General features: G+C 57.6%; 21 protein-coding genes. 15 read left to right on the forward strand and 6 right to left on the reverse strand.

Annotated features, from left to right (window positions below):
* Window positions 1–149 precede the first annotated feature (149 nt).
* Both AB7M29_RS18545 and AB7M29_RS18550 read left to right on the forward strand, forming a co-directional pair.
* Complete coding sequence (locus tag AB7M29_RS18545; RefSeq protein ID WP_454248731.1) at window positions 150–1,433, forward strand: dicarboxylate/amino acid:cation symporter; 1,284 nt, start codon at window positions 150–152, stop codon at window positions 1,431–1,433.
* 10 nt (window positions 1,434–1,443) lie between these two features.
* On the forward strand, window positions 1,444–2,934 hold the full coding sequence (locus tag AB7M29_RS18550; protein ID WP_454248732.1) for an amino acid racemase: 1,491 nt from the start codon (window positions 1,444–1,446) through the stop codon (window positions 2,932–2,934).
* Window positions 2,935–2,988: 54 nt separating this feature from the next.
* On the opposite strand, the gene AB7M29_RS18555 is transcribed toward AB7M29_RS18550, so the two are convergent.
* From AB7M29_RS18555 to AB7M29_RS18565, 3 genes are all read right to left on the reverse strand, one after another.
* Window positions 2,989–3,354 (reverse strand): histone-like nucleoid-structuring protein, MvaT/MvaU family, encoded by a 366-nt coding sequence (locus AB7M29_RS18555; protein ID WP_217854939.1) that lies wholly within the window; start codon window positions 3,352–3,354, stop codon window positions 2,989–2,991.
* Between the two features lie 239 nt (window positions 3,355–3,593).
* Complete coding sequence (locus tag AB7M29_RS18560; RefSeq protein ID WP_052963150.1) at window positions 3,594–3,791, reverse strand: YbdD/YjiX family protein; 198 nt, start codon at window positions 3,789–3,791, stop codon at window positions 3,594–3,596.
* Window positions 3,792–3,806: 15 nt separating this feature from the next.
* A complete protein-coding gene (locus AB7M29_RS18565; RefSeq protein ID WP_429546948.1) occupies window positions 3,807–5,864 on the reverse strand; it encodes a carbon starvation CstA family protein in 2,058 nt (685 codons plus the stop codon).
* Window positions 5,865–6,249: 385 nt separating this feature from the next.
* On the opposite strand from AB7M29_RS18565, the gene AB7M29_RS18570 reads away from it, so the two are divergent.
* Both AB7M29_RS18570 and AB7M29_RS18575 read left to right on the forward strand, forming a co-directional pair.
* The gene (locus AB7M29_RS18570; protein ID WP_454247492.1) at window positions 6,250–7,611 is read left to right on the forward strand and encodes a cache domain-containing protein; all 1,362 of its coding nucleotides are present in this window, start codon (window positions 6,250–6,252) and stop codon (window positions 7,609–7,611) included.
* A gap of 33 nt (window positions 7,612–7,644) precedes the next feature.
* Window positions 7,645–8,277, forward strand: coding sequence for a response regulator (locus AB7M29_RS18575; RefSeq protein WP_008015035.1), 633 nt, complete (start codon window positions 7,645–7,647; stop codon window positions 8,275–8,277).
* A gap of 7 nt (window positions 8,278–8,284) precedes the next feature.
* Here AB7M29_RS18575 and AB7M29_RS18580 read toward each other — a convergent pair whose 3' ends face one another.
* Complete coding sequence (locus AB7M29_RS18580) at window positions 8,285–8,806, reverse strand: transporter suffix domain-containing protein (protein WP_454247493.1); 522 nt, start codon at window positions 8,804–8,806, stop codon at window positions 8,285–8,287.
* A gap of 194 nt (window positions 8,807–9,000) precedes the next feature.
* Between AB7M29_RS18580 and AB7M29_RS18585 the strand changes: the two genes are divergently transcribed.
* Genes AB7M29_RS18585 through AB7M29_RS18595 form a run of 3 tightly spaced genes read left to right on the forward strand, consistent with a single transcriptional unit; the run spans window position 9,001 to window position 12,708 of the window.
* Window positions 9,001–10,533 carry an efflux transporter outer membrane subunit gene (locus AB7M29_RS18585; RefSeq protein WP_217858868.1) on the forward strand — a complete coding sequence of 511 codons (1,533 nt, stop codon included), beginning with the start codon at window positions 9,001–9,003 and terminating at the stop codon, window positions 10,531–10,533.
* Window positions 10,530–11,669: an HlyD family secretion protein gene (locus tag AB7M29_RS18590; protein WP_217858869.1), complete on the forward strand. Its 1,140-nt coding sequence runs from the start codon at window positions 10,530–10,532 to the stop codon at window positions 11,667–11,669. The genes AB7M29_RS18585 and AB7M29_RS18590 overlap by 4 nt, the downstream gene beginning before the upstream one ends.
* A complete protein-coding gene (locus AB7M29_RS18595) occupies window positions 11,659–12,708 on the forward strand; it encodes a DUF2955 domain-containing protein (RefSeq protein WP_454247494.1) in 1,050 nt (349 codons plus the stop codon). Before AB7M29_RS18590 ends, AB7M29_RS18595 begins: the two co-directional genes overlap by 11 nt.
* Here the strand turns inward: AB7M29_RS18595 and AB7M29_RS18600 are convergent.
* Together AB7M29_RS18600 and AB7M29_RS18605 are read right to left on the reverse strand one after the other, a co-directional pair.
* Complete coding sequence (locus AB7M29_RS18600) at window positions 12,698–13,021, reverse strand: hypothetical protein (protein WP_454247495.1); 324 nt, start codon at window positions 13,019–13,021, stop codon at window positions 12,698–12,700. The two genes, AB7M29_RS18595 and AB7M29_RS18600, sit on opposite strands and share 11 nt — an antisense overlap.
* A complete protein-coding gene (locus AB7M29_RS18605; protein WP_217858872.1) occupies window positions 13,018–13,944 on the reverse strand; it encodes a helix-turn-helix domain-containing protein in 927 nt (308 codons plus the stop codon). Before AB7M29_RS18605 ends, AB7M29_RS18600 begins: the two co-directional genes overlap by 4 nt.
* Before the next feature lie 160 nt (window positions 13,945–14,104).
* Here AB7M29_RS18605 and AB7M29_RS18610 point away from each other — a divergent pair, with 160 nt between their 5' ends.
* From AB7M29_RS18610 to AB7M29_RS18645, 8 genes are all read left to right on the forward strand, one after another.
* Window positions 14,105–15,463, forward strand: coding sequence for a glutamine synthetase family protein (locus AB7M29_RS18610; protein ID WP_448724186.1), 1,359 nt, complete (start codon window positions 14,105–14,107; stop codon window positions 15,461–15,463).
* A gap of 150 nt (window positions 15,464–15,613) precedes the next feature.
* Window positions 15,614–16,702 carry a polyamine ABC transporter substrate-binding protein gene (locus AB7M29_RS18615; RefSeq protein ID WP_454247496.1) on the forward strand — a complete coding sequence of 363 codons (1,089 nt, stop codon included), beginning with the start codon at window positions 15,614–15,616 and terminating at the stop codon, window positions 16,700–16,702.
* Window positions 16,699–18,000, forward strand: a complete 1,302-nt coding sequence (locus AB7M29_RS18620; protein WP_454247497.1) for an NAD(P)/FAD-dependent oxidoreductase — start codon at window positions 16,699–16,701, stop codon at window positions 17,998–18,000. The genes AB7M29_RS18615 and AB7M29_RS18620 overlap by 4 nt, the downstream gene beginning before the upstream one ends.
* A gap of 213 nt (window positions 18,001–18,213) precedes the next feature.
* Window positions 18,214–19,236 (forward strand): IS110 family transposase, encoded by a 1,023-nt coding sequence (locus AB7M29_RS18625; RefSeq protein WP_454247498.1) that lies wholly within the window; start codon window positions 18,214–18,216, stop codon window positions 19,234–19,236.
* Window positions 19,237–19,636: 400 nt separating this feature from the next.
* A complete protein-coding gene (locus AB7M29_RS18630) occupies window positions 19,637–20,233 on the forward strand; it encodes a paraquat-inducible protein A (RefSeq protein ID WP_217858876.1) in 597 nt (198 codons plus the stop codon).
* On the forward strand, window positions 20,230–20,886 hold the full coding sequence (locus AB7M29_RS18635) for a paraquat-inducible protein A (protein ID WP_217858877.1): 657 nt from the start codon (window positions 20,230–20,232) through the stop codon (window positions 20,884–20,886). The genes AB7M29_RS18630 and AB7M29_RS18635 overlap by 4 nt, the downstream gene beginning before the upstream one ends.
* Window positions 20,867–22,522 (forward strand): PqiB family protein, encoded by a 1,656-nt coding sequence (locus AB7M29_RS18640; RefSeq protein WP_217858878.1) that lies wholly within the window; start codon window positions 20,867–20,869, stop codon window positions 22,520–22,522. The genes AB7M29_RS18635 and AB7M29_RS18640 overlap by 20 nt, the downstream gene beginning before the upstream one ends.
* Window positions 22,523–22,538: 16 nt before the next feature.
* Window positions 22,539–23,093: a PqiC family protein gene (locus AB7M29_RS18645; protein ID WP_217858879.1), complete on the forward strand. Its 555-nt coding sequence runs from the start codon at window positions 22,539–22,541 to the stop codon at window positions 23,091–23,093.
* Window positions 23,094–23,099 lie beyond the last annotated feature (6 nt).

Below are 23,099 nucleotides of genomic sequence, written 5' to 3' on the forward strand. Positions count from 1 at the left end.
GCGCATGAGGCTATCGGGATTACTCATCACGACCTTTCAATCCCGCCCCTAGAATCGAAAACGTTGAAGCGATGCCATAGAGCTTCGCCCCAATGACACTTGTCTCCTGCCAAGTAAAAAAAGCAAAAAAACCACTTGAGGAAAGCTCCGTGAAGAAAAATAAACTTCCGCGTCGGATCGCAATTGGCATCGCCTTGGGCGTGCTTGTCGGTTGGGCGTGCCACCATTTCGCAGGGAGCGAACAAAGCGCCAAAGAGATCGCGTCTTACTTCTCGATGGTCACCGACATTTTTTTACGCATGATCAAGATGATCATCGCTCCGCTGGTATTCGCTACTTTGGTCGGTGGCATTGCCAGCATGGGGAACTCCCGCTCGGTTGGGCGCATTGGCCTAAGAGCCATGGCCTGGTTCGTCACCGCTTCGGTGATCTCGCTGGCAATCGGCATGGGCCTGGTCAACCTGTTCCAACCCGGTGCGGGACTGAACATGGAAGTTGTCCAGCATGCGGCAAGTCCCGTGGTGGTCAACACCGGGGATTTCAGCCTCAAGGTATTCATCAGTCATGTGTTTCCCCGCAGCATTGCTGAAGCAATGGCCAACAACGAAATCCTGCAAATCGTGGTGTTCTCGTTGTTCTTCGGATTTGCCTTGGCGGGTGTGAAACGAGCTGGTTACACGACGATTGTCGACAGCATCGAAGAGCTGGCCAAGGTGATGTTCAAGGTCACGGACTTCGTCATGGCCTTCGCGCCCATTGGGGTTTTCGCAGCCATCGCATCGGCTATCACCACGCAGGGCCTTGGCTTGATAGTCGATTACGGAAAACTGATTGCCGAGTTCTACTTGGGCATTGTGATTCTGTGGTGCGTTTTGTTCGCTGCCGGTTATCTGTTCCTGGGTCGCTCAGTGTTTACCTTGGGCAAGCTGATCCGCGAACCTGTTCTGTTGGCATTCTCGACTGCCAGTAGCGAGTCCGCGTATCCGAAAACCATGGAGGCGCTGGAGAAGTTTGGTGCGCCGAAGCGTGTATCCAGCTTTGTTCTACCGCTGGGTTACTCATTCAACCTTGATGGTTCAATGATGTATCAAGCGTTCGCCATCATGTTCATTGCTCAGGCCTACAACGTTGACTTGAGCTTCACACAGCTGATCTTGCTGACGCTGATGATTACCAGCAAGGGAATGGCCGGTGTAGCCCGGGCATCGGTGGTTGTGGTGGCGGCTACGTTACCCATGTTCAACCTTCCCGAAGCCGGTATTTTGCTAATCCTTGGCATTGACCAATTCCTTGATATGGCCAGGACTGCCACCAACGTGGTTGGCAATAGCATCGCGACAGCTGTGGTTGCCAAATCAGAACCACATGAAGAAGCTGAAGAAGCGTCCGGCACGAAATCTCCGCTCCCGATTCATACTGCAGCCACCGCCTGAGAACCTGAACTTGAAAGGTAAATCGAAACCGTCCAGCGGGTCATCGTTTGCTCGCAAACTAGGTATCGTCGGCGGACTTGGCTCACTGGCCGGCGGCGATCTTTTCTACAAATTGGTGAAGTCCAGAGCTGTTTTGGAAGATCAAGGTCGCTATCACTTTCTGTTTGAGCAACACCCTTTCAAAGACGTCCTGATGCCCCTGGAGCGGGGCGCTAACATGACCTCGAGGAAGTTCTACGTTTTTCAGGTTTGTCAGACATTCGAGGCAAGCGAAGTCAATGCCGTTTTACTACCTTGCTTTGCCAGTCACACCTTTCGGGAGGAAATTCAGGAGGAGATAGGCATACCCGTCCTGGATATGATGGCTGCGTTACGCAAGCATATTGATCACGTCGCTGAACGCGGCAGTACGTTGGGAGTTATCGCGTCTGACTATGTTCGGCACTCCGGGCTGTTTGAGCGATATTTCGGCAATGACTTCAAGCTCGTGTATCCAGATAATTACGAGCAGTCCGGGTTGATGGGCGCGATGTATGGCGTCAACGGCATCAAAGACGGGTACCTTGACGGGGTGCCGCTAGAGTGTGTTTATCAGGCGTGCCTTTCGCTTCAGGATCAGGGAGCCACTCTCATATTGCCGGGTATGACTGAGTTCTCATTGATCTGTGGTGATCTGCAACGGCGAGGCATCACGGCTCTGGACATCAACGAGATTTATGCCGGTTTCGCGACGTCGCAAAGCGGCCAGTTGACTCGTCCGCCGTTCAAATTAGGGATAGTTGGCGGAGTTGGGCCGGCAGCAACAGTCGACTTCATGGGTAAGGTTGTTGCGCATACACCGGCAGGCCGAGATCAGGAGCACATCAAAATGGTGGTCGAACAAAACCCCCAGATTCCTGATCGCACAGCCAACCTGTTGTATGACGAAACCGACCCGACAATGGCGATGTATGCAACATGCAAGCGTCTTGAAAGCGCTGGAGCCAATGCCATTGCGATTCCGTGCAACACAGCTCACGCCTTCGTCGAGCGCATCCAGTCGCACCTGCGTGTACCCATAGTGAATATGTTGACTGAGACGGTGGAGGCTATCGCTCAGCGATACGGTGCTGGCAAAACCGTAGGGCTGCTAGCGACGTCCGGCACCATCAAAAGTCAGGTCTATCACGAGGCAGCCCGGCGAGCAGGACTTCACGTCATCACCCCCGGCGTGGATTACCAAGTGTTGGTCATGGAGTCGATTTATGGAGAACGTGGCATTAAAGCGGGTTTCACTGGGGGTATTTGCAAAGACCAGCTTCTAACCGCCGCAGAGCACTTATGTGAGCTGGGCGCTGATGTACTCATCCTGGGTTGTACAGAGCTGCCCCTGGTGCTCGAACATAGCGAAGCTTACAAGATAAAAAAACATACGGTGGCGTTGATCGACCCGACAACTATTTTGGCATTGAAGTGTATTGAGCTTGCCCGTGAAAATACGGTCAAGCCTCACAGACACTAGCCCGTATCAGCTACAAAAAGGCCCTTCTCGGGCCTTTTTGTACTCAAATCAAACTCACTTGGTAAGCCAGGACTCGACAGTGGCAGAGCCGAATTTAGACTTCCATTCCCTCAGTGTCTTCTGGTTGCCGCCCTTGGTCTCGACGACTTCGCCAGTGTTTGGATTTTTGTAGATCTTCACCTGGCGCGGCTTGCGTGTGCCGGATTTCGACGCGCTTGCTGATGCGCGACGACCAGTTTGTGGCTCAAGAAGATTGATCACGTCTTTCAGGCTATAGCCGTATTTGGCTAGCAGATCACGCAGCTTCTTTTCGAAATCAATTTCCTTTTGAAGGCCTGCATCACCTTTTAGTGCTTCAAGCGCTTGGAGCTGTTTAGCCAGATGTTTTTCGAGTTGACGGAACTCTGCGAGCTTGGACATGTAAACCTCATATGTGTTTTGTATGTATGTACATGTGACAGAGCCTGCTAAGAAAAAGTCCCCCTGCAATGACCGTTGATTGATCTAAATCAGATGATTGAACAGCAAACAAAGTCAGTTTGTTGTCAGGCTAAAAATACAACGACAAAAAAGCCCGGCTTGCCAACGGTAGCGTCTCGAAGATCGCTACCGCCGGCAGGCCGGGCTCCTAAAGCAAAATGCCGCTTAAATGTTTCGCATCAACAGCACTTCGGTCCCGCCTTGCTGCCGTAACGAGCCTCCTGACGTTCGCGAAAGAACACCTCGTAGCTCATCAGCGGTTTGTCCGGGTGTTTGGTTTGCATATGCTCAACGTAATTGTCGTAGTCAGGCATGCCAACCATCAAGCGTGCAGCCTGACCCAGGTATTTACCAAGGCGACTCAGGTCATTGAACATGGGCACCCTCCTCCATCAAGCATCCGGCAGAGCCTGGAACGGCGCTTCTTTATCCGTACGTTCTTTAGTGCCCCAGGCGGCAATGCCAACCTTGAGTGCAAAGAACAGGATGCTGAACACCACGAGCAAAAACAGCGCCGTCAGCGTTGCGTTGGTGTAGGCGTTGTAGATCACGTGCTGCATCTGTTCGATGCTCTTGGCCGGCGCCAAAACCTGCCCGTTGGCCAACGCATCGCTGTACTTCTTCGCCAGCGCCAGGAAGCCGATCGCCGGGTTGGCGTCGAACAGCTTGATGAAGCCTGCGGTGGTGGTGCAGATCAGCAACCAAACGGCTGGCAGCATGGTCACCCAGACGTAGCGTTGGCGTTTCATTTTGATCAGCACAACGGTCGCCAGCATCAGCGCGATTCCGGCCAGCATCTGGTTGGAGATACCGAACAGCGGCCACAAGGTGTTGATGCCACCCAGCGGATCGATCACACCTTGGTACAGCAGGTAACCCCACATCGCTACGCAACCGGCGGTTGCGATCAGGTTGGCAGTCCAGGATTCGGTGCGCTTGAGCGCCGGCACGAAGGAGCCGAGCAAATCCTGCAGCATGAATCGCCCGGCGCGGGTACCGGCATCCACCGCAGTCAAAATGAACAACGCTTCGAACAAAATCGCGAAGTGGTACCAGAAGGCCATGGTGTTTTCACCCGGCAGAAGTTGGTGCAGGATCTGCGCAATACCGACTGCCAGGGTCGGCGCACCACCGGCACGGGCCAGGATGGTGGTTTCACCGATATCCTTGGCCACCGCTTGCAGCGCTTCCGGGGTAATCGCAAAGCCCCAACTGCTGACGGTCTGAGCCACCGAAACAGCATCGGAGCCTACAAGGGCTGCGGGGCTGTTCATCGCAAAGTACACGCCTGGCTCGATCACCGACGCAGCCACCATTGCCATGATGGCGACGAAGGATTCCATCAGCATGCCGCCATAACCGATGTAACGGGCATGGCCTTCACTGGCGAGCAGCTTCGGCGTGGTGCCGGAAGCAATCAGTGCGTGGAAGCCGGACACCGCGCCACAGGCAATGGTGATGAACAGGAACGGGAACAACCCACCCTTCCATACCGGCCCGGTGCCGTCGATGAACTGAGTCAATGCCGGCATTTTCAGGTCGGGCATGGTGATCAAAATGCCGATCGCCAGCGCAACGATGGTGCCGATTTTGAGGAAGGTCGACAGGTAGTCACGCGGCGCCAGAATCAGCCATACCGGCAGAACCGCCGCGACAAAACCGTAGCCGATCAGCATCCAGGTGATCTGGATTCCGGTGAAGGTAAAGGCTTTGGCCCAGACCGGGTCAGCGGCAATCTGCCCGCCCAGCCAGATCGACCCCAGCAGCAACGCCACGCCGATCACCGAGATTTCACCGATGCGACCCGGGCGGATGTAGCGCATGTAGATGCCCATGAACATCGCGATCGGGATGGTCGCCATCACCGTGAAAATACCCCACGGGCTTTCGGCCAGGGCCTTGACCACGATCAGCGCCAGCACCGCGAGGATGATGATCATGATCAGGAAACAGCCAAACAGCGCGATGGTCCCGGGGATGCGGCCCATTTCTTCACGGACCATGTCACCCAGGGAACGACCGTTGCGGCGGGTGGACATGAACAGGACCATGAAGTCCTGCACCGCACCGGCCAGCACCACCCCGGCAATCAGCCACAGCGTACCAGGCAGGTAGCCCATCTGCGCCGCCAATACCGGGCCGACCAGCGGCCCAGCGCCAGCGATGGCTGCGAAGTGGTGACCGAAAAGTACGTGTTTGTTGGTCGGCACGTAGTCCAGACCATCATTGTTGAGTACGGCGGGAGTGGCTCGATTGGGATCGAGCTGCATCACCTTGGTGGCGATGAACAGGCTGTAATAGCGGTATGCGACGAGATAAATAGCGACTGCTGCGACTACGATCCAGAGGGCGTTGATGGCTTCGCCGCGGCGCAGGGCCACGACACTTAGCGCAAACGCTCCCAGGACAGCCACGGCAAACCAGGCGAGGTGTTTAGCCAGACGGGGCATAGCGTGTCTCCTGCCGACAACCAGTGGCTGCGGCGGTAATTATTATAATTGTGTCCGCATTGCGGAGCGGACCCAATATCCGCCCATGCTGTCGACAAATAAATCCGCGTTACTACGTACGTGGTATCTACGTAGTTCTACGTAGATACCGCTGATCTCTCAGTTGAAACGCAAAAACCTGTGGGAGCGGGCTTGCTCGCGAAGGCGGTATATCAGACACAGCGATGTTGAATGACAGAATGCATTCGCGAGCAAGCCCGCTCCCACAAGGTTCTGCGTTTCATCGCGGCCGCAGGTCATTCTGTCCAGCACCGCTACTGGAGGCGCGTATCTTTGGCATATGATGCCGGGCCTTCGCCTTCCCTCGGTCTGGCCAGGAGTAGAGATGCAGCTCAAACACAAAATCGTCGCGCTCGGGATTCTGCCGCTGGTGTTGGCGATCGCGGTCATCTGCGTGCTGGTGATTTCCCTGAACCGCCAACTGGGTGATCAACAGGCGCAACTGATCGAAGACAGCATTCTGGCCAGCAAGCGCGCAGAACTGAAAAACTACGTCGAAATGGCGCAGAGCCTGATCGCGCCGCTGTACGACGACGGTCGCGGCGATGAGCGCGCGCAACAACAAGTGCTTGAAGAACTGCGCAAGCTTAGCTTTGGCATCAACGGCTACTTCTTCGTCTACGACCGCGAGGGCCGCAGTCTGATGCACGCGCGCCAATCAGAGCTGGTGGGCAAATACCTGTGGGACATGACGGACCCTTACGGCTTGCCGGTGATCCAGGCGTTGCTCAAAAGTGCGCAATCGGGCGAAGGCTTTCAACGTTACGCCTGGAACAAACCCTCTTCCGGTCAAGTGACCGATAAGCTCGCCTACGTGGTGATGCTTGATCGTTGGGGCTGGATGCTCGGCACTGGCATCTACCTTGAAGACGTTGAACGCGCCACCCAACAAGCGCGTGCCGAGGTGGCTCAGGGCATCCGTAAAACCATGGGGGCGATTGCGGCGGTGGCCCTTGTGGCGGTGCTGTTTGTGTTCGCCAGCGGCATGACGCTGAACGTCAGCGAACATCGCCTGGCCGATAAAAAACTCCAGCGCCTGACCCAACGCATCGTCAGCCTGCAGGAAGAAGAACGGTCCCGAGTTTCCCGAGAGCTGCACGACGGCATCAGCCAGCTATTGGTGTCGATCAAATTTCAGTTCGAACTGGCCAGCCATGTGCTGGAGAATGGGCAAGACAAGGGATTAAGCATTTTAAGAGACGCCACGGAGCGCCTCGGGGACGCGATTGGCGAAGTTCGCAGCCTCTCTCACGACCTGCGTTCGTCGCTGCTCGACACCCTCGGCCTGCCGGCGGCGATCGGTCAACTCGCCGCAGAATTTGAACAACGCAGCGGTCTGGTCGTGACTTTCAACGATAACGAATTCGACTGTCATCTGGTCGATGGCGCCGCCGTCTCGTTGTTTCGCATCGTGCAAGAAGGCCTGACCAATATCGAACGCCACGCACAAGCAAAAAACGTCATCATTACCCTGCACGGTTCTGAAAAGTCCGTACGGTTGACGGTGGTCGATGACGGTATCGGTTTCAACGTCGCCCAGGTCGAACGTCGTCACGCCGGCATTGGCCTGCGCAATATCCGTGAACGTGTCGAGCATTTTGGCGGTCGATTCGACCTGACATCGATGCCGGGAAGAAGTGAGCTGGACGTGCTGCTGCCGATGAAACTGCCCGGTACAGAACGCTGACTCAACCCATAACAATTAGAGTGAATGCCTGCGATGAACCTGCCCTACCCGATCCGCGTCGCCCTGGTCGACGATCACTCCCTGGTCCGCGACGGAATCAAATCGCTGCTGGCGGTCATGGCGCAGCTGGAAGTGGTGGGAGAAGCCGAGAATGGCGTCGATGCCATCGAGATGGTCGGGCGCTGCCAGCCGGATCTGTTGCTGGTCGACATCAGCCTGAAGGACATCAACGGCCTCGAGCTGACCCGGTTGTTACGCAGCCAGTACCCGTCGCTCAAAGTGCTGGTGCTGAGCATGTACGACAACTATGAATACGTGAGTGAGTCCGTTCGCTCGGGTGCCAGCGGCTATGTGCTGAAGAACGCGCCTTCACGGGAAATCATTGCGGCGATCGAAGCCATTGTCAGTGGCGGGACGTTCTACAGTGCCGAGATCGCACAGCGGCTCATTGCCGATAAAAGTACCGACAACGAGCTGACTCCGCGCGAAAGCCAAGTGCTGTACAAGATGGCTCAGGGGCTGAACAACAAGGAAATGGCTCGCGAACTGGACATCAGTGTCCGGACTGTAGAAACCCATCGCCTGAGCATCCGTCGCAAGCTCAACATCGACAAACCCGCGGCCCTCGTAAAGTACGCGATCGATCACGGGATCATTTCGCGCTAGAGGCGATTCACACCGCGCTCGTATTAACGACACGTGCCGTGCGAACAAACAATGCGCGTACCTTGTCCCAGAAATTCCCCCCAAGTACGAAAAAGCTGCCGATCAACATGGCATCGCCCAGCGCCTGGAGCTGCCAGAGATTCGGTCTCAGCCCCGGCCAAAGAGTGTCTATGTAAGGTTCGAGAAATCCCGAGATCAGCGGCAGGCAAAACATCACCAGGCCAATTCTATGGCGAGCCGGGCCTACTTCCACGTCTGCCAGTGCAAGCGTGGAGACGTAACCAAACATGCTGCGCTTGAGTTGCTGAAAACCGGATTTGCCCATGATCGCAATGGCGAGGATCAACAGAATCTTGTTACTGATAAACAAAACACCTGTCAGTGCCGCGATTTTTGAGCCTGGCACATCCGCTGCGGCAGCGAGAGGCACCATCAGCCAGGATCCCAGCATCAAACAGATAATCGCGATGCCCAGTTTGAAGCGCCAACCAGCAGAACTGGGTGCATTGTCATCCTGAGGGTTGCTCATGGTCTTCTTAACCTTCTTTTCTGGCCGGGATTAATAGATCTTCAGAAGCGTAGCAGTTGGTCGATCCCCTGATCATTCAACATGACCTTGTATTTGTCCGAGCTGTACTAACCTAATCGAACCGGTAACCAACGCCATTTCAATGCCTGGGATGTTCGGATGACGTGTCCCCAAAATCTACTATCAGTGCACCGATGCTGACGCGCTCGGGTCGGCTGCTTCTGCTGGTCGCCCTTGGCCTTGGCGGTTGTGTCCGTCTGGGGCCGGATTTTCAGGCCCCCGGCGAGGCCTGGACAAAACTCTGGAGCAGCCCTGCGCTTGAGCAGGCCAGCCAACGAAGTCTGAATCCCGACCTTCGCCAGTGGTGGCAAGTGTTCGCCGACCCGGTCCTCGACGCTCTGATCGACGAATCGGATGCGCACAATTCAGACCTGAAAATTGCCGGCCTTCGCGTCATGGAAGCCCGTGCCCGGTTGGGTATTGCGCAAAGCGGACGCTATCCGCAACTGCAACAGGCCAGCGCCGACAGCTTGTACTTCAACCGCAAGCAGTCTGGCGGCAACAACCCGCAAGACAGCCACTTCTGGCAACACAGCGCGGGCTTTGACGTCGGTTGGGAACTGGACTTCTGGGGGCGCTTCAGTCGAGCCATCGAGTCGTCCGATGCCAGTTACTTCGCGGCTCAAGCCAACTATGAAGACGTACTTGTACTGCTGCGTGCTCAGGTAGCCGACACATACTTTTCGTTGCGCACCACCGAAGCGCGTTTACGCGTCGCCCGAGAAAACGCCGAGCAGCAAAAGCGTAACTTTGAGATCACCGAAAAACTGTTCAACAGTGGCCAGAGCGCCGAACTCGACTTGCAACAAGCCAAGACCCAATACCTGGGCACCTTGAGCAGCATTCCGGATCTTGAGGCCCAAGTACTGCGCACCCGCAACGCGTTGGCCGTGCTGATCGGCCGGCCACCCAGCGCCCTGCCCCAATTGCTCGAAAACGAGGGGCTGATCCCGCTGGTGGACCGAGCCGTGCTGCAAGACGTGCCGGCCAGCCTGTTGTTGCGTCGACCGGACGTGCGTGCTGCCGAGCTCAATGTCGCCGCCCAGTCGGCTCTGATCGGTGTCGCGGAAACCGACTTCTATCCGTCGCTGACCTTGCTGGGCAGTATCGTCTGGACCACCGACACGTTGAGCGGCACCTCCAACAGTCTGGACCTGATCGGCGGCCCCAGTTTGCGCTGGAACCTGTTTGACCACGGCCAGATCAGCAACAACGTGCGTGTTCAGGATGCGCGGTTGCAGCAGCTGATTGAGGTTTATCGCGACAAAGTCCGCCAAGCCGCACGGGAGGCCGATGATGCTGCCAGCAGCCTGATCAAATCACTGGAACGCGAACGCATCCTCGGTGAAGCACAAGTCGCTGCAAAACGTTCGTTGAGCCTGGCCAGCACTCAATACCGGGAAGGTTACTCGGACTTCCAGCGCGTGCTGGATGCTCAACGCGCATTGCTCGAACAGCAGGACAATTACCTGCTCAGCCGCAGCAATGCCGTGAGCAACCTGATCGCCCTGTACAAAGCCCTTGGCGGTGGGTGGTACAGCGCGCAGCCGACAGTCGATCAAAGCACTCGCCAGCAAATGGAACAACGCACCGACTGGGGCAACCTGCTGAATGAGCCAGCCCCTTCGCAAGCATCCTATCCTGTGCCAGAAGGTCAAAGCCGATGACTGAACCCTCGCCGCCCGTTACTGAGGCGCCCTCCCCCAAAGCACCCGAGCCTGCCGCCGATCCTGCAAAAAAAGGCATCAAATGGGTGATGCTGCTGATCGTATTGAGCCTGGCCTGGTACCTGTTGGCTGACCGTTTCACCCCGTATACGCAACAGGCTCGGGTGGGCGCCTTTGTCATTCCAGTGGCGTCCGAAGTAGCCGGCCGGGTAGTCAGCGTGAATGTGCGCAATAATCAAGACGTCAAGGCGGGCGATGTGCTGTTTGAGGTGTATCAGCAGCCCTATCAAATCGCCGTCGACCGCGCACGTGCCGACCTGGAGTCTACCCGCCGCCAGATCGGTGCCAGCACCGCCGGTATTGCTTCGGCTCAAGCCAATTTGCGCGCCGCCCAGGCCAATGAACTGAAGGCACGGCAGGACAATCAGCGTCTTGAAGGTTTGTACCGCGAAGACCCCGGCACCATTTCCGTGCGCCTGCTCGAAGTCTCTCGGGCCAGCCGTGAACAGGCCGTCAGTCAGGTCGCCGCAGCCCGTGCCGAAGTTCAGCGGGCACGGGAACAGGAAGGCGGCAGCGAAGAAGACAACGCGCTGTTGCGTAGCGCCGCCACGGCGTTGTCGAAAGCCGAACTGGACTTGTCCAACACGCAGATACGCGCACGGTCGGCGGGACTTGTCACCGATCTGCGCACCGATGTCGGACAGTTCGCCACTGCCGGCAGCCCGGTCATGACCCTGATTGCCATCCACGATGTGTGGATCAGCGCGGACATGACCGAAAACAACCTCGGTCTGGTCGAGGTCGACACCCCTGTTTCGATCGTTCTGGATGCCCTGCCGGGAAAGGTTTTCGAGGGCCGTGTGCGCAGTGTCGGCTACGGCGTCAGCGTGGGTCAGAGCACTGCGCCCGGCAGCCTTCCCAGTGTGCAGAACAGTCGTGACTGGCTGCGTCCGGCCCAGCGTTTCCCGGTGATTATCGAGTTTTCGGAGGAATCGAGGAAAACGCTGTTCGACAGTCGCGCCATCCGTGCCGGTGGGCAGGCTGAAGTCATGGCGTTTCCTACCGAAGGCAATCCACTGAACCCGCTTGGGCGTCTGTTTGTAGGGCTAATGAGCTGGCTGAGCTATGCCTATTAAGGGCGTGCCTGCTCAGCGCACGCCTCGTGTTCAACGGGCGTTGCGTCTAGCCACCGGCACGGCGCTATGCCTGGCCATCAGCTTCGGCCTGGCGCTGCCGATCCCCTTTATTTCGCCAGTGCTCGCCGTGTTGCTGCTGGCCTCGCTCAATCGGCCTTTGTCGTTCAAGGCCGGACTGGTGCTTGCGGTGGCCGCGATGCTGACCACCGGCATCGGTCTGTTGCTGATCCCCGTCCTGCGCTATTACCCCTTCTGCGGCGTGCTGCTGATCGGAGTCAGTCTGTTCCTGGCCTTTGGTTTTGGCCTGCGCGGCGGCAACACCTTGATCATGACCTTCCTGATCATTGGCCTGACCATGATTTCTTCGGCAGGTGTCGTCGAGTTCGATCTGGCAATGATGGTCATCGGCGCCTTGGTCATGGGTTTGATCCTCGCCGTCATCGTCGTGGCGTTCGGTCACTGGTTGTTTCCCGAACCGGCGGATGCGCCCTCCCCACCCGCCGCCAGCGCTCTGCCGGCGCAAGAGGTGAGCCGGGTTGCGCTGCGTGCGACCCTGATTGTTGTACCGGCGTTCCTGTTGGCACTGATCGACCCGGCGAGCTATCTGCCGATCATTTTGAAAGCGGTCAGCCTTGGCCAGCAGAGTTCGACGACAACGGCGCGCAACGCTGGTCATGAACTGCTCGGTTCGACGTTCATGGGGGGGCTGTTGGCCGTTGTGTTCTGGTGCGCGCTCAGCCTGTTTGTGCACCTGTGGATGTTCTTTCTGTGGATGCTCCTGTTCGGCTTACTGTTGGCGCGCAAGCTCTATGCCCTGAGCCCGACCCGACAAACCCCGGGGTTCTGGCTCAACAGCCTGATCACGTTGATCATCCTGCTGGGCCAGTCGGTTCAGGACAGCCTCGCCGGAAAGGACGTCTATACCGCCTTCGTCGTGCGCATGGGATTGTTTATCGCCCTCACGCTCTATGCCTTGCTGATGGTTCATCTACTCGATCGGCGGCAGCGCAATCCGGGCGTCACTCAGCTCACGGAGTGACCTGATAACCCCGCCCTTGCAGACAGCCGTGATCGTGCTGTTTCACATCGTCCTCGACCGGCTCATAAAACTCGTCATGTTGACGTCCTCGTACCTCCGCACCCGTCGCCCCGGCAGCAGCATCCACCGCAGCACCCTCCGAGGGAGGCGGGCTTGAGGGGGGCTGGCTGGCCACGACGTTGCTGCAATCGTTGATGTCCAGCTGGGCTTGTTGCGAGGTCTGCCCTTTCAAGGGCACGACCGTTTCGGCTTGCACCTGCGTACAGACCATCGACATTAGGACACACAGGCTGAAAGACGATAACCGACTCATGATGATCTCCGACACGGTCCACTGTGTTTGCGGGCCAGCGTTTGACTGGGAAGTTCCTGGAACAACGCTCGATAACTGCTGGAAAACCGTCCCAAATGCCAGAACGACCAATCCATAGCCACTTGCGCGACCGTCGTTTCCCCGGCCGTTCGGCTGAGCAATTCACGGCGTGCGCTGTTGAGCCGACGCAAACGTAACCAATGCGTGGGTGTCATCCCGGTATAGGCCTTGAACGCATGTTGCAACTGACGCAGCGAAACCCCGGCCACCTGGGACAGCTCCAGCAAATTGAGGGTTTCTTCCGGTGTATCGGCGGCCCATTCGGCGACGCGCTTCATGATCGTTCGCTCTTCCGCCCGACGCTGCAAACCTGCGCGGTCCAGGCACACACAGGCGTTATCGAGGATGTACAAACAGTCCTCCAATAGTTGCTGGGTCAACGCCTCTATGCTCGGCGGATCCAGCGTCTGCGTCAGCCGCGTCAACGTCCCGCTCAACCAGCGGCTGAACAGCGCGTTCTGGCCTGAATTGAGCGGCGACATGAACAAGCCTTCGAGCCGCGCTACGTCTAGGCCATGCCGCTGAACGAACTCCGGACCGAACACCACGGCGATTTCCTGGTAGTTCTCCGGGGTGATCCAGATGTTGCGGCTTTCACCGTTCAACACGTACAGCGAGTTGTCACTGCGATCGAAACAGAACGCCAGCGCGCCTTCGGGGGCGCTGAAATTCTGCTCGACCCGGGTATTCATCTGTTCCTCGTAAATCTCTACGCCTTGCAAATCCAGATAGCGCACCCGCCCGGCGAAATGCCCCGGGGACATCTGCTGATAGTGCTGCACCCAACCCGGTGTGGCGCGGATTTGCTCGGCCACGTCGGCGGTGTTGAATGCTTGAACCTGTAACGAATTGCACGCTGTCATGGGGCGCCTTACGCACTCTTTTGGTGCGCTTTGTGCTGTTTAAAGTGGATAGATGGAACGGCAAGGCTCACCCAAGATAGTCGTCAACGCGCTACAGGGGAAGTGTTCGGTAGATGAAGCCGCTTTCCCCGGCGTCAATAAAACCAACAACGAGGTCTTTATGAATGTCCCTTTCGATCAGCTGCTCACGTGGCTGAAAGATCACAAGATTACCGAGGTCGAGTGTGTGGTCAGCGACTTGACCGGCATTGCTCGCGGCAAGATTGCACCCACCAACAAGTTCCTGCATGAGCGAGGCATGCGCCTGCCGGAAAGTGTGCTGTTGCAAACGGTAACCGGGGACTTTGTCGACGACGACATCTACTACGACCTGCTCGACCCGGCCGACATCGACATGGTCTGCAAGCCCGTCGCCGACGCGGTTTACGTCATTCCATGGGCCATTGAACCCACCGCCATCGTGATCCACGACACGTTCGACAAGTTCGGCAATCCCATCGAACTGTCGCCACGCAACGTGCTGAAGAAAGTGCTGCAGCTCTATACCGACAAAGGCTGGAAGCCGATTGTCGCGCCTGAAATGGAGTTCTACCTGACCCAGCGCTGCGAAGACCCGGACTTGCCGCTCAAGGCGCCGCTGGGGCGCTCGGGCCGTGCGGAAAGCGGTCGTCAGTCGTTTTCCATCGACGCCGCCAACGAATTCGACCCACTGTTTGAAGACGTCTATGACTGGTGCGAACTCCAGGGTCTTGATCTCGACACACTGATCCACGAAGACGGCCCGGCGCAGATGGAAATCAACTTCCGTCACGGCGACGCGCTCGATCTGGCGGACCAGATCACTGTGTTCAAACGCACCCTGCGCGAAGCGGCACTCAAGCACAACGTCACTGCGACCTTCATGGCCAAACCCATCGGTGACGAACCCGGCAGCGCGATGCATATCCATCAAAGTGTGGTGGACATCGCCACTGGCCAGCCGATTTTCGCCGATGCCGACGGGCAGATGAGCGAGCTGTTCCTGCACCACATCGGCGGCTTGCAAAAGTACATTCCCAAAGTGCTGCCGATGTTCGCGCCCAACGTCAATTCGTTCCGCCGCTTCCTCCCCGACACCTCGGCACCGGTCAACGTTGAATGGGGCGAAGAAAACCGCACCGTCGGTCTGCGCGTGCCGACCTCCAGCCCTGACGCCATGCGCGTGGAAAACCGCTTGCCGGGCGCTGATGCCAACCCTTATCTGGCGATTGCCGCGAGCTTGTTGTGCGGTTATCTGGGGATGGTCGAGAAGGTCGAGCCGAGCGCCGCGGTACAGGGGCGAGCCTACGAGCGACGCAATCTGCGCCTGCCGATCACCATCGAGGACGCACTGACGCGCATGGAAGAGTGCGAAACCATCGAGCGCTATCTGGGGAGCAAATTCGTCCGGGGTTACGTCGCGGTCAAACGCGCCGAACACGAAAACTTCAAGCGCGTGATCAGCTCCTGGGAGCGGGAATTCCTGCTGCTCAGCGTCTAAAAACCTCGTTCCCGTATGAGATCACAACCCCTGTGGGAGCGGGCTTGCTCGCGAAAGCGGCGTGCCAGGCGACTTCAATGTTGAATGTGAAATCGCCTTCGCGAGCAAGCCCGCTCCCACAAAAAGCCAATAACTAAAAGAGGTGTCGATATGCGTCTATTGAAATCCGTGGTTCCGGTCGCGCTGACGTTGCTGTTCAGCGCCACTGCACAAGCTCAATCAAGTGTGAGCGTCTACAACTGGACCGATTACATCGGCGAGACCACCCTCGCTGACTTCCAGGCGAAAACCGGGACCAAGGTGATCTACGACGTATTCGATTCCAACGAAACCCTGGAGGGCAAACTGCTCGCCGGCCGCACGGGTTATGACGTGGTGGTGCCCTCCAACCATTTTCTTGCGCGCCAGGTGAAGGCCGGCGCGTTCCTCAAGCTGGATCGCTCGCAGCTGCCCAACTGGAAAAACCTCGACCCGAAACTGCTGGCCTTGCTGGAAAAAAACGATCCGGGCAATGAACATTCGGTGCCGTACCTGTGGGGCACCAACGGTATTGGCTACAACGTCGACAAGGTCAAGCAAGTGCTGGGCATCGATCGCATCGATTCCTGGGCGGTGTTTTTCGAACCGGAGAACCTGAAGAAGCTCAGTCAGTGCGGCGTGTCGATGATGGATTCGGCCGATGAGGTATTCCCGGCGGTCCGGAACTACATGGGCATGGACCCACGCAGCGAAAATCCCGAGGACTTTAAAAAGGCCGAAGCCAAACTGCTGACCATCCGGCCTTACATCACCTATTTCCACTCGTCCAAGTACGTGTCGGACCTGGCTAATGGCGATATTTGCGTCGCGTTTGGCTATTCGGGCGATGTGTTCCAGGCGGCAAACCGCGCCAAGGAAGCGAAGAACGGCGTGAACATCGCCTACTCGATCCCGAAGGAAGGCAGCAATCTGTGGTTCGACCTGTTGGCGATTCCTGCCGACGCCAGCAACCCGAAAGAGGCCCATTCGTTCGTCAACAACCTGCTGGATCCGCAAGTAATCGCCAAGGTCAGCGCCTCGGTCGGTTACGCCAATCCGAACCCGGCGGCCAAACAATACATGGACCCGGAGCTGGTCAATAATCCAGAGGTCTATCCTCCTCAGGAAGTCCTCGACAAACTCTACATTTCCACCACCCCGCCCCAGCCGATCATGCGTCTGATGACCCGTTCCTGGAGCAAAGTGAAGTCCAACCAATGAATCAGTACGACAACGAACACGCTCATTCCTATTACGCGGCATCGGCGAAGGGCATGACGCCTTACCCCACGCTGGATTCGGATCTTGAGGCCGATGTCTGCGTGATCGGCGGCGGTTTTACCGGGGTTAATACCGCGATCGAACTGGCGCAGCGCGGGCTTTCTGTGATTCTGCTGGAAGGCCGGCGGATCGGCTGGGGCGCCAGCGGGCGTAATGGCGGGCAGTTGATTCGCGGCATCGGCCATGACGTCGAAGGTTTCGCCCGTTATGTCGGTCAAGAAGGTGTGCGCTATTTGGAGCGTGCAGGCATCGAGTCAGTGGAGCTGGTGGGCAACCGCATCCGCGAGCATGGGATTGATTGCGACCTGCGTTGGGGCTTCTGCGAGCTGGCGAATACCCCAAAGCAGTTCGAGGCCTTCAAGACGGAGCTGCAAAGCCTCGCCGAACTGGGTTACAGCCATGAAACCCGACTTGTCGGCCCCGAGCAGATCCGCCAGCAAGTGGTGGGCTCCGATGTGTATGCCGGCGGCCTGATCGACATGGGTTCGGGACATTTGCATCCGCTGAATCTGGTGCTCGGCGAAGCGCGCGTGGCCGAATCCCTCGGCGTGCGAATATTCGAACAAAGCCCGGTGCTGGAGTTGATCCATGGCAGCACCGTGCAGGTTCGTTGCGCTGGTGGCACGGTGCGCACCGGCAGTCTGGTGCTGGGTTGTAATGCGCACCTGGAAGAACTCGAACCTCGCCTGAGCGGCAAGGTTTTACCGGCGGGCAGTTACATCATCGCTACCGAACCTTTGGCACCTGAGGTTGCCGCGCAATTGATCCCGCAGAACTTGGCGTTGTGCGACCAGAAAGTCGGCCTCGATTACTACCGGCTCTCGGCGGATCGACGCTTGCTGTTTGGCGGTGCCTGCCATTATTCCGGGCGTGATCCGGAGGACATCGGCGCATATATGCGGCCGAAAATGCTCAAGGTCTTCCCGCAACTGGCGGATGTGCGCATCGACTATCAATGGGGCGGCATGATCGGCATCACCGCCAACCGCTTCCCCCAGGCCGGACGTTTGAGCCAGTACCCGAACGTGTTCTACGCCCAGGGTTATTCCGGTCATGGGCTGAACGTGACCCACTGGTGCGCACGGTTGCTGGCTGAAGCGATTCATGCCGGGCACAGCAAGGGGCTGGACGTTTTCAGCGCTGTGCCGCATATGACCTTTCCCGGTGGACGAGCCCTGCGCTCGCCGCTACTGGCCCTCGGCATGTTCTGGTATCGCCTGCGCGAATTGCTCGGCTGAAGGGAGATACCGTCGTGGTACTGATTTACTCGCAAAGGCGGTGTGTCAGCCACTTATTTGTTGAATGTCAGGCCGTCTTCGCGAGCAAGCCCGCTCCCACAGTTGATCGAGTTCTTCCTGAAGAAATGCGATCGAATAATGAAATGGCTACCCCCGCCGCCCCCTGCGATCGCCCACTAAGCTTTCGCAGGGGGCTCACCGGAGACCGTTGCCATGAAAGTAGCTATTGCCGCCATCGATTTGGGAAAACACGCCTTTCACCTGCATGCGCAAGATGATCGAGGCCATGAGCTTTACCGCAAAAAGTTTACTCGCGTGGCGCTCATTCAACACTTGGCGAACCTTGAACCCTGCACCGTCGTGATGGAGGCCTGTGGCGGAGCCCACTTCATGGCGCAGGAGGTCGCCAAGCTGGGGCATACGCCCAAGCTCATTGCTCCTCACCTCGTGCGTCCTTACGTGAAAAGCAACAATAACGACTTCGCTGATGCCGAGGCGATCTGCGAGGCGGCGACGCGTCCAACGATGCGCTTTGTGCACCCCAAAACCCAGGCTCAGCAAGAGCTGGCCATGCTCAATTCGACACGCGATTCGTTCATCAAGGACCGCACCGCGACCGTCAATCGGATTCACGCCGTTCTTCTGGAGGTGGGCGTCAGCCTGGCCCCAGGCTTCAAATCCATCAAAGAGCTGCCGGCGCTGCTGGAGGCGGGTTCATTTTCTGAGCGCACCAAAAAAATTCTGACGCTGCTGCATGCACACTTCAACTATCTGGATGAGCAGGTCAAGGCAATGGACAAGGACGTGGAATGCCAGGCCGCTGAAGATGATCTGGCGGCCCGTTTGATGACCATGCCGTGTGTCGGCCCGATCACCTCCAGCGTCCTGGCTGCCGAGTTGGGCGATGGCAAACAGTTCAAATGCGGCCGGGGCTATTCGGCCTCGATCGGGCTGGTGCCCAAACAACATTCCACGGGCGGCAAGACCGTACTGCTGGGCATCAGCAAGCGCGGCGATCGCAACCAGAGGCGCCTGCTTGTCCAGTGTGCCCGTGTTTACTTGATGCAGCTGGACCGCCAGAAAGGCTGGTTGGCGGACTGGGTCCGACAGCTATTGGTCCACCATCACTCCAACCATGTGGTCTGCGCGCTGGCCAACAAGCTGGCGAGGATCGCCTGGGCGATTGCGGCCCACCACACTGAATTCGATGCAGGGCCAGCCGCGATGAACGCCTGACCCTGCTGTCACCCGAGCACCACCCACCTGGTTTTGCGATGCTGGATAACTGATGACGTGAACGGCTAACCGGCCTGACGACAACCCTGAGCTCCCACACGGCTGAAAGGCCGTTCGAATAATTAGGATCGTCGGGCATCGATTCTCATCGAGGCGCGGGGCCACAACCCCACTCAGACGCCGGATAGATGAAAGCAAGCCAAACACGCATCAAAAACAGTATTGCAGAAAAGGGGGTAACCATAGATGTGGGAGCGGGCTTGCTCGCGAAGAACGATGACGCGGTCGATCAGACTTTATGCCCCCATCCTCTTGATCAGTCTTTTAATTTGCTCAATCGCAAGTCACTTCTATATTGAGGGAGTGCTCTGACTTTCCTGTCTCCTGGCGAGTGCGGCCTATGGCTACGACTGACCAACTGATCATTTGCGAGCACTGCGACTGCGTGTATGAAAAAGTCACGCTCGCCAAACATCAAAAAGCCCTGTGCACCTGCTGCGGCGGTGTGCTCCAGCGTCACAACAGTTTGTCGGTGCAACAACGTCTGGCGCTGAGCATCACCGCGACTGTGTTGTGGATCTTTGCCAATTTCTATCCGGTCATGAGCATCAGCATGAAGGGGCTGAAAAACAGCGCGACGCTTTGGGACTCGGTTGTCGCGCTGAGCCAGGGCCCCATCACTTTTATTGCGCTAGTGGCAGCGATTTCCATCATCATCGCACCGATGTTCCAATTGCTCCTGCTGATCTGGGTGTTGGGTTTCGCCCTCACCTCCCAACGCTCGCCCGGCTTCAAAGTGTGCATGCGCTGGCTGGAAACCCTCAGGCCCTGGAGCATGCTCGAGGTTTGTCTGCTGGGCGCAATGGTCGCGGTGTTCAAACTCGCCGGTTTACTGGATGTAATTCCCGGCATCGGTCTGTTTGCCCTGGCCGTTCTCAGCCTGCTGTTGATTCGCATTGCCGGCCGTGATGTCCGTGAACTGTGGGACACCCTATGAACAGGCCACCGCTCGCCAGCGAACTCAACTTGTGCCTGTGCCACAGCTGTGGCCTGGCCTGCGACATAACCGACAATCCTCACGAATGCCCACGCTGTGGCGCGCCGCTGCATGCCCGTAAAACCAACTCATTGACCCGCACATGGGCCTACTTGCTGACCTCATTGGTGTTTTATATCCCGGCCAATCTGCTACCGGTCATGAACACCAGTCTGTTTGGCAGTGGCTCTGACAGCACCATCATGAGCGGTGTGCTGGAGTTCTGGCAGCACGGTGCGTGGGACATTGCCCTGATCATTTTCATCGCCAGCATCGCGGTACCGGGCATCAAGTTCGTTGCCATCTCCCTGCTGCTGATCACCGTGCAACGCGGCAGCCTTTGGGCGCGCAAGGAGCGTTCGAAGCTTTACCGTTTCGTTGAGTTGATCGGCTACTGGTCGATGCTCGACGTGATTGTTGTTGCGTTGGTCGCCGCACTGGTGAAATTCCAGGCTCTGGGCGATATTCAACCGCGCCTGGGCATTCTGTTTTTTGGTCTGGTGGTGGTGTTCACCATGCTGTCGGCAATGAGTTTCGATCCGCGGCTGATTTGGGATAACCAGCGAGAAAAACCACCAAACGAGGAGGTCATGGATGAAGTCGCAAGCCACTGATGGGCCGCAAGACCCCGGCCAGGCCAGTATCAAGACCCGTCGCTTCAGCGTTTCGCTGGTGTGGATCGTGCCGATCGTTGCGGTGCTGGTGGGGATCTCCCTCGTGATACACAACGTGATGCAGGAAGGCCCGACCATCACCGTCACGTTCAAGACCGGTAGCGGCCTTACGGCCAACAAGACCGAGGTCAAGTATCGCAACGTGGTCATCGGCCATGTCTCGGAAGTAAAGCTGAGCGACGATCAGAAAAGCGTCAACGCCACGATCAAACTCGACAAACAGGCTGAAAGTTTCACCCGCGAAGATTCGCAATTCTGGGTCGTGCGACCGCGCATTGGAGCCGGCGGCGTCTCGGGCATCGATACGCTGCTGTCAGGCGATTACATTGGCGCCGACATTGGCGAGGCCAATGCCCGCTCCAAACACTTCATCGGCCTGGAAAATCCGCCACCTATTACCTATGGCGAGCCGGGCAAGCGCTTTGTGCTGCACACCCAGGACCTCGGTTCGCTGGATATCGGCTCTCCTGTTTACTACCGCAAAATCCCGGTCGGGCAAGTGGTCGCGTATGCACTGGATGCCGACGGCAAAGGGGTGAACATCGAAATATTCGTGCACTCGCCCAATGACGTCTACATCACCGAGAACACCCGGTTCTGGAACGCCAGTGGTATTGATGTGAACGTCGGCGCCAACGGTTTTGCGGTGAGTACCGAGTCCTTGTCGTCCTTGTTGGTGGGTGGCATCGCGTTTCGCGCGCCGGAATACAGCCCCAACGATCAGCCGGCCAGCGAGAATAAGACCTTCGACCTGTTCGAGGATCCGCAAACCGCCCTCGCCCCGCCCCACGGTAAGGGGCAGTACTTGAGCCTGCGTTTCGATCAGGCCTTGCGCGGGCTCAAGATCGATGCGCCGGTGGAATTCCTCGGCATCGAATTTGGCAAAGTCGTCTCGGTCAATCTGGATTTCGACGCAAAAAAACGCAGTTTTCCGGTCAATGTCGGCATCGTGATCTACCCGCAGCGACTCGGCCAGGCCCATGAAAAGATGCTTAAGGCCTTGAATCATGACCCCAATGACGAAGCCGCCAGTATAAAACTGATGGGCAGCTTCATCGAAAACGGCCTGCGGGCTCAGGCCCGTAGCGGCAATCTGTTGACCGGTCAGCTGTACATCGCGCTCGACTTCTACCCCAAAGCCGAGAAAGTCGTGTTCGATCCGACCGCCCGTCCCGTCGTTATTCCCACCATTCCTGGCAGCCTCGAGCAGTTGCAGGAAAAACTGGAGGGCATGGTCAACAAGATCAACCAGCTGCCAATCGAACGCATCGCCGGCAACCTCGACAGCAACCTCGTCGAACTGCGCAAGGGCCTCGTACAGTTCAACGCCAGGACCCTGCCCGGCGTGCAAACCACCCTGGCGGACGTCAGCAAGACGTTGCAATCGGCCAGCTCGACTCTGGCCGAGGATTCGCCGCAACGGGAACAGTTGACTCAAACCCTGGACGAACTCGGGCGGATGTCGCGCTCCTTGCGTGAACTCTCGGATTACCTGGGCCGACATCCGGAATCGCTGATTCGCGGTCGTCCCGACAATGCCGCACCTATTGATATGCAGGCACCACCGCGCAACTGACCACAGGAGCAACACCATGGCTTTTTCGCTGAAAATCACGCTGGTCACCGCGTTGTTGTTGCTCACCGCTTGCCGCAGCGATCCGATTCAGTTCCACACCCTGACCCCTGCCCAATTGAGTGGCGCAAGCAGCAGCGCGGAGATCCAGATCGAAAGCATCACGGTGCCGCCCCAGGTCGACCGCCCGCAGATTGTCATTCGCCAGGGCAACAGTGGCGTGGCAATCCTCGAAACCGAATGGTGGGCAGCGACCCTAGTGGATGAATTGCGCAGCGCCCTGGTCGATCAACTGGTCAACAGTAACCCGCAACGCAGAGTGTCGTTGCGCCTGGATGTACAACGCTTCGATTCGATTCCCGGGCAATACGCATTGATCGACGTCAAATGGCGCCTGCGCAGTCTCGGTGCCGGCGATACCGCACTGATCACCTGTCGCAGCACGTTACAGACCCCTTCCGGCCCGAGCATTGATGACCTGGTGGTCGCTCATCAGAACAATGTGAAGCGCTTGGCCGCCGCCATCAGTCAGGCCGCAGCCGGATCACAAAAAGGCTGCCCCGCGACGCCCTGAACAGGT

The organism is Pseudomonas sp. F-14 TE3623, from assembly GCF_053629015.1.

Bases quoted from the DNA above. Each gene is read 5' to 3' on its own strand.
- AB7M29_RS18625 (WP_454247498.1), top strand. From the start codon at position 18,214: ATGAAAGTAGCTATTGCCGCCATCGATTTGGGAAAACACGCCTTTCAC.
- AB7M29_RS18560 (WP_052963150.1), bottom strand. From the start codon at position 3,791: ATGTTCAATGACCTGAGTCGCCTTGGTAAATACCTGGGTCAGGCTGCA.
- AB7M29_RS18610 (WP_448724186.1), top strand. From the start codon at position 14,105: ATGAATGTCCCTTTCGATCAGCTGCTCACGTGGCTGAAAGATCACAAG.
- AB7M29_RS18570 (WP_454247492.1), top strand. From the start codon at position 6,250: ATGCAGCTCAAACACAAAATCGTCGCGCTCGGGATTCTGCCGCTGGTG.
- AB7M29_RS18630 (WP_217858876.1), top strand. From the start codon at position 19,637: ATGGCTACGACTGACCAACTGATCATTTGCGAGCACTGCGACTGCGTG.
- AB7M29_RS18555 (WP_217854939.1), bottom strand. From the start codon at position 3,354: ATGTCCAAGCTCGCAGAGTTCCGTCAACTCGAAAAACATCTGGCTAAA.
- AB7M29_RS18615 (WP_454247496.1), top strand. From the start codon at position 15,614: ATGCGTCTATTGAAATCCGTGGTTCCGGTCGCGCTGACGTTGCTGTTC.
- AB7M29_RS18590 (WP_217858869.1), top strand. From the start codon at position 10,530: ATGACTGAACCCTCGCCGCCCGTTACTGAGGCGCCCTCCCCCAAAGCA.
- AB7M29_RS18645 (WP_217858879.1), top strand. From the start codon at position 22,539: ATGGCTTTTTCGCTGAAAATCACGCTGGTCACCGCGTTGTTGTTGCTC.
- AB7M29_RS18565 (WP_429546948.1), bottom strand. From the start codon at position 5,864: ATGCCCCGTCTGGCTAAACACCTCGCCTGGTTTGCCGTGGCTGTCCTG.
- AB7M29_RS18620 (WP_454247497.1), top strand. From the start codon at position 16,699: ATGAATCAGTACGACAACGAACACGCTCATTCCTATTACGCGGCATCG.
- AB7M29_RS18640 (WP_217858878.1), top strand. From the start codon at position 20,867: ATGAAGTCGCAAGCCACTGATGGGCCGCAAGACCCCGGCCAGGCCAGT.
- AB7M29_RS18595 (WP_454247494.1), top strand. From the start codon at position 11,659: ATGCCTATTAAGGGCGTGCCTGCTCAGCGCACGCCTCGTGTTCAACGG.
- AB7M29_RS18635 (WP_217858877.1), top strand. From the start codon at position 20,230: ATGAACAGGCCACCGCTCGCCAGCGAACTCAACTTGTGCCTGTGCCAC.
- AB7M29_RS18585 (WP_217858868.1), top strand. From the start codon at position 9,001: ATGCTGACGCGCTCGGGTCGGCTGCTTCTGCTGGTCGCCCTTGGCCTT.
- AB7M29_RS18600 (WP_454247495.1), bottom strand. From the start codon at position 13,021: ATGAGTCGGTTATCGTCTTTCAGCCTGTGTGTCCTAATGTCGATGGTC.
- AB7M29_RS18575 (WP_008015035.1), top strand. From the start codon at position 7,645: ATGAACCTGCCCTACCCGATCCGCGTCGCCCTGGTCGACGATCACTCC.
- AB7M29_RS18605 (WP_217858872.1), bottom strand. From the start codon at position 13,944: ATGACAGCGTGCAATTCGTTACAGGTTCAAGCATTCAACACCGCCGAC.
- AB7M29_RS18580 (WP_454247493.1), bottom strand. From the start codon at position 8,806: ATGAGCAACCCTCAGGATGACAATGCACCCAGTTCTGCTGGTTGGCGC.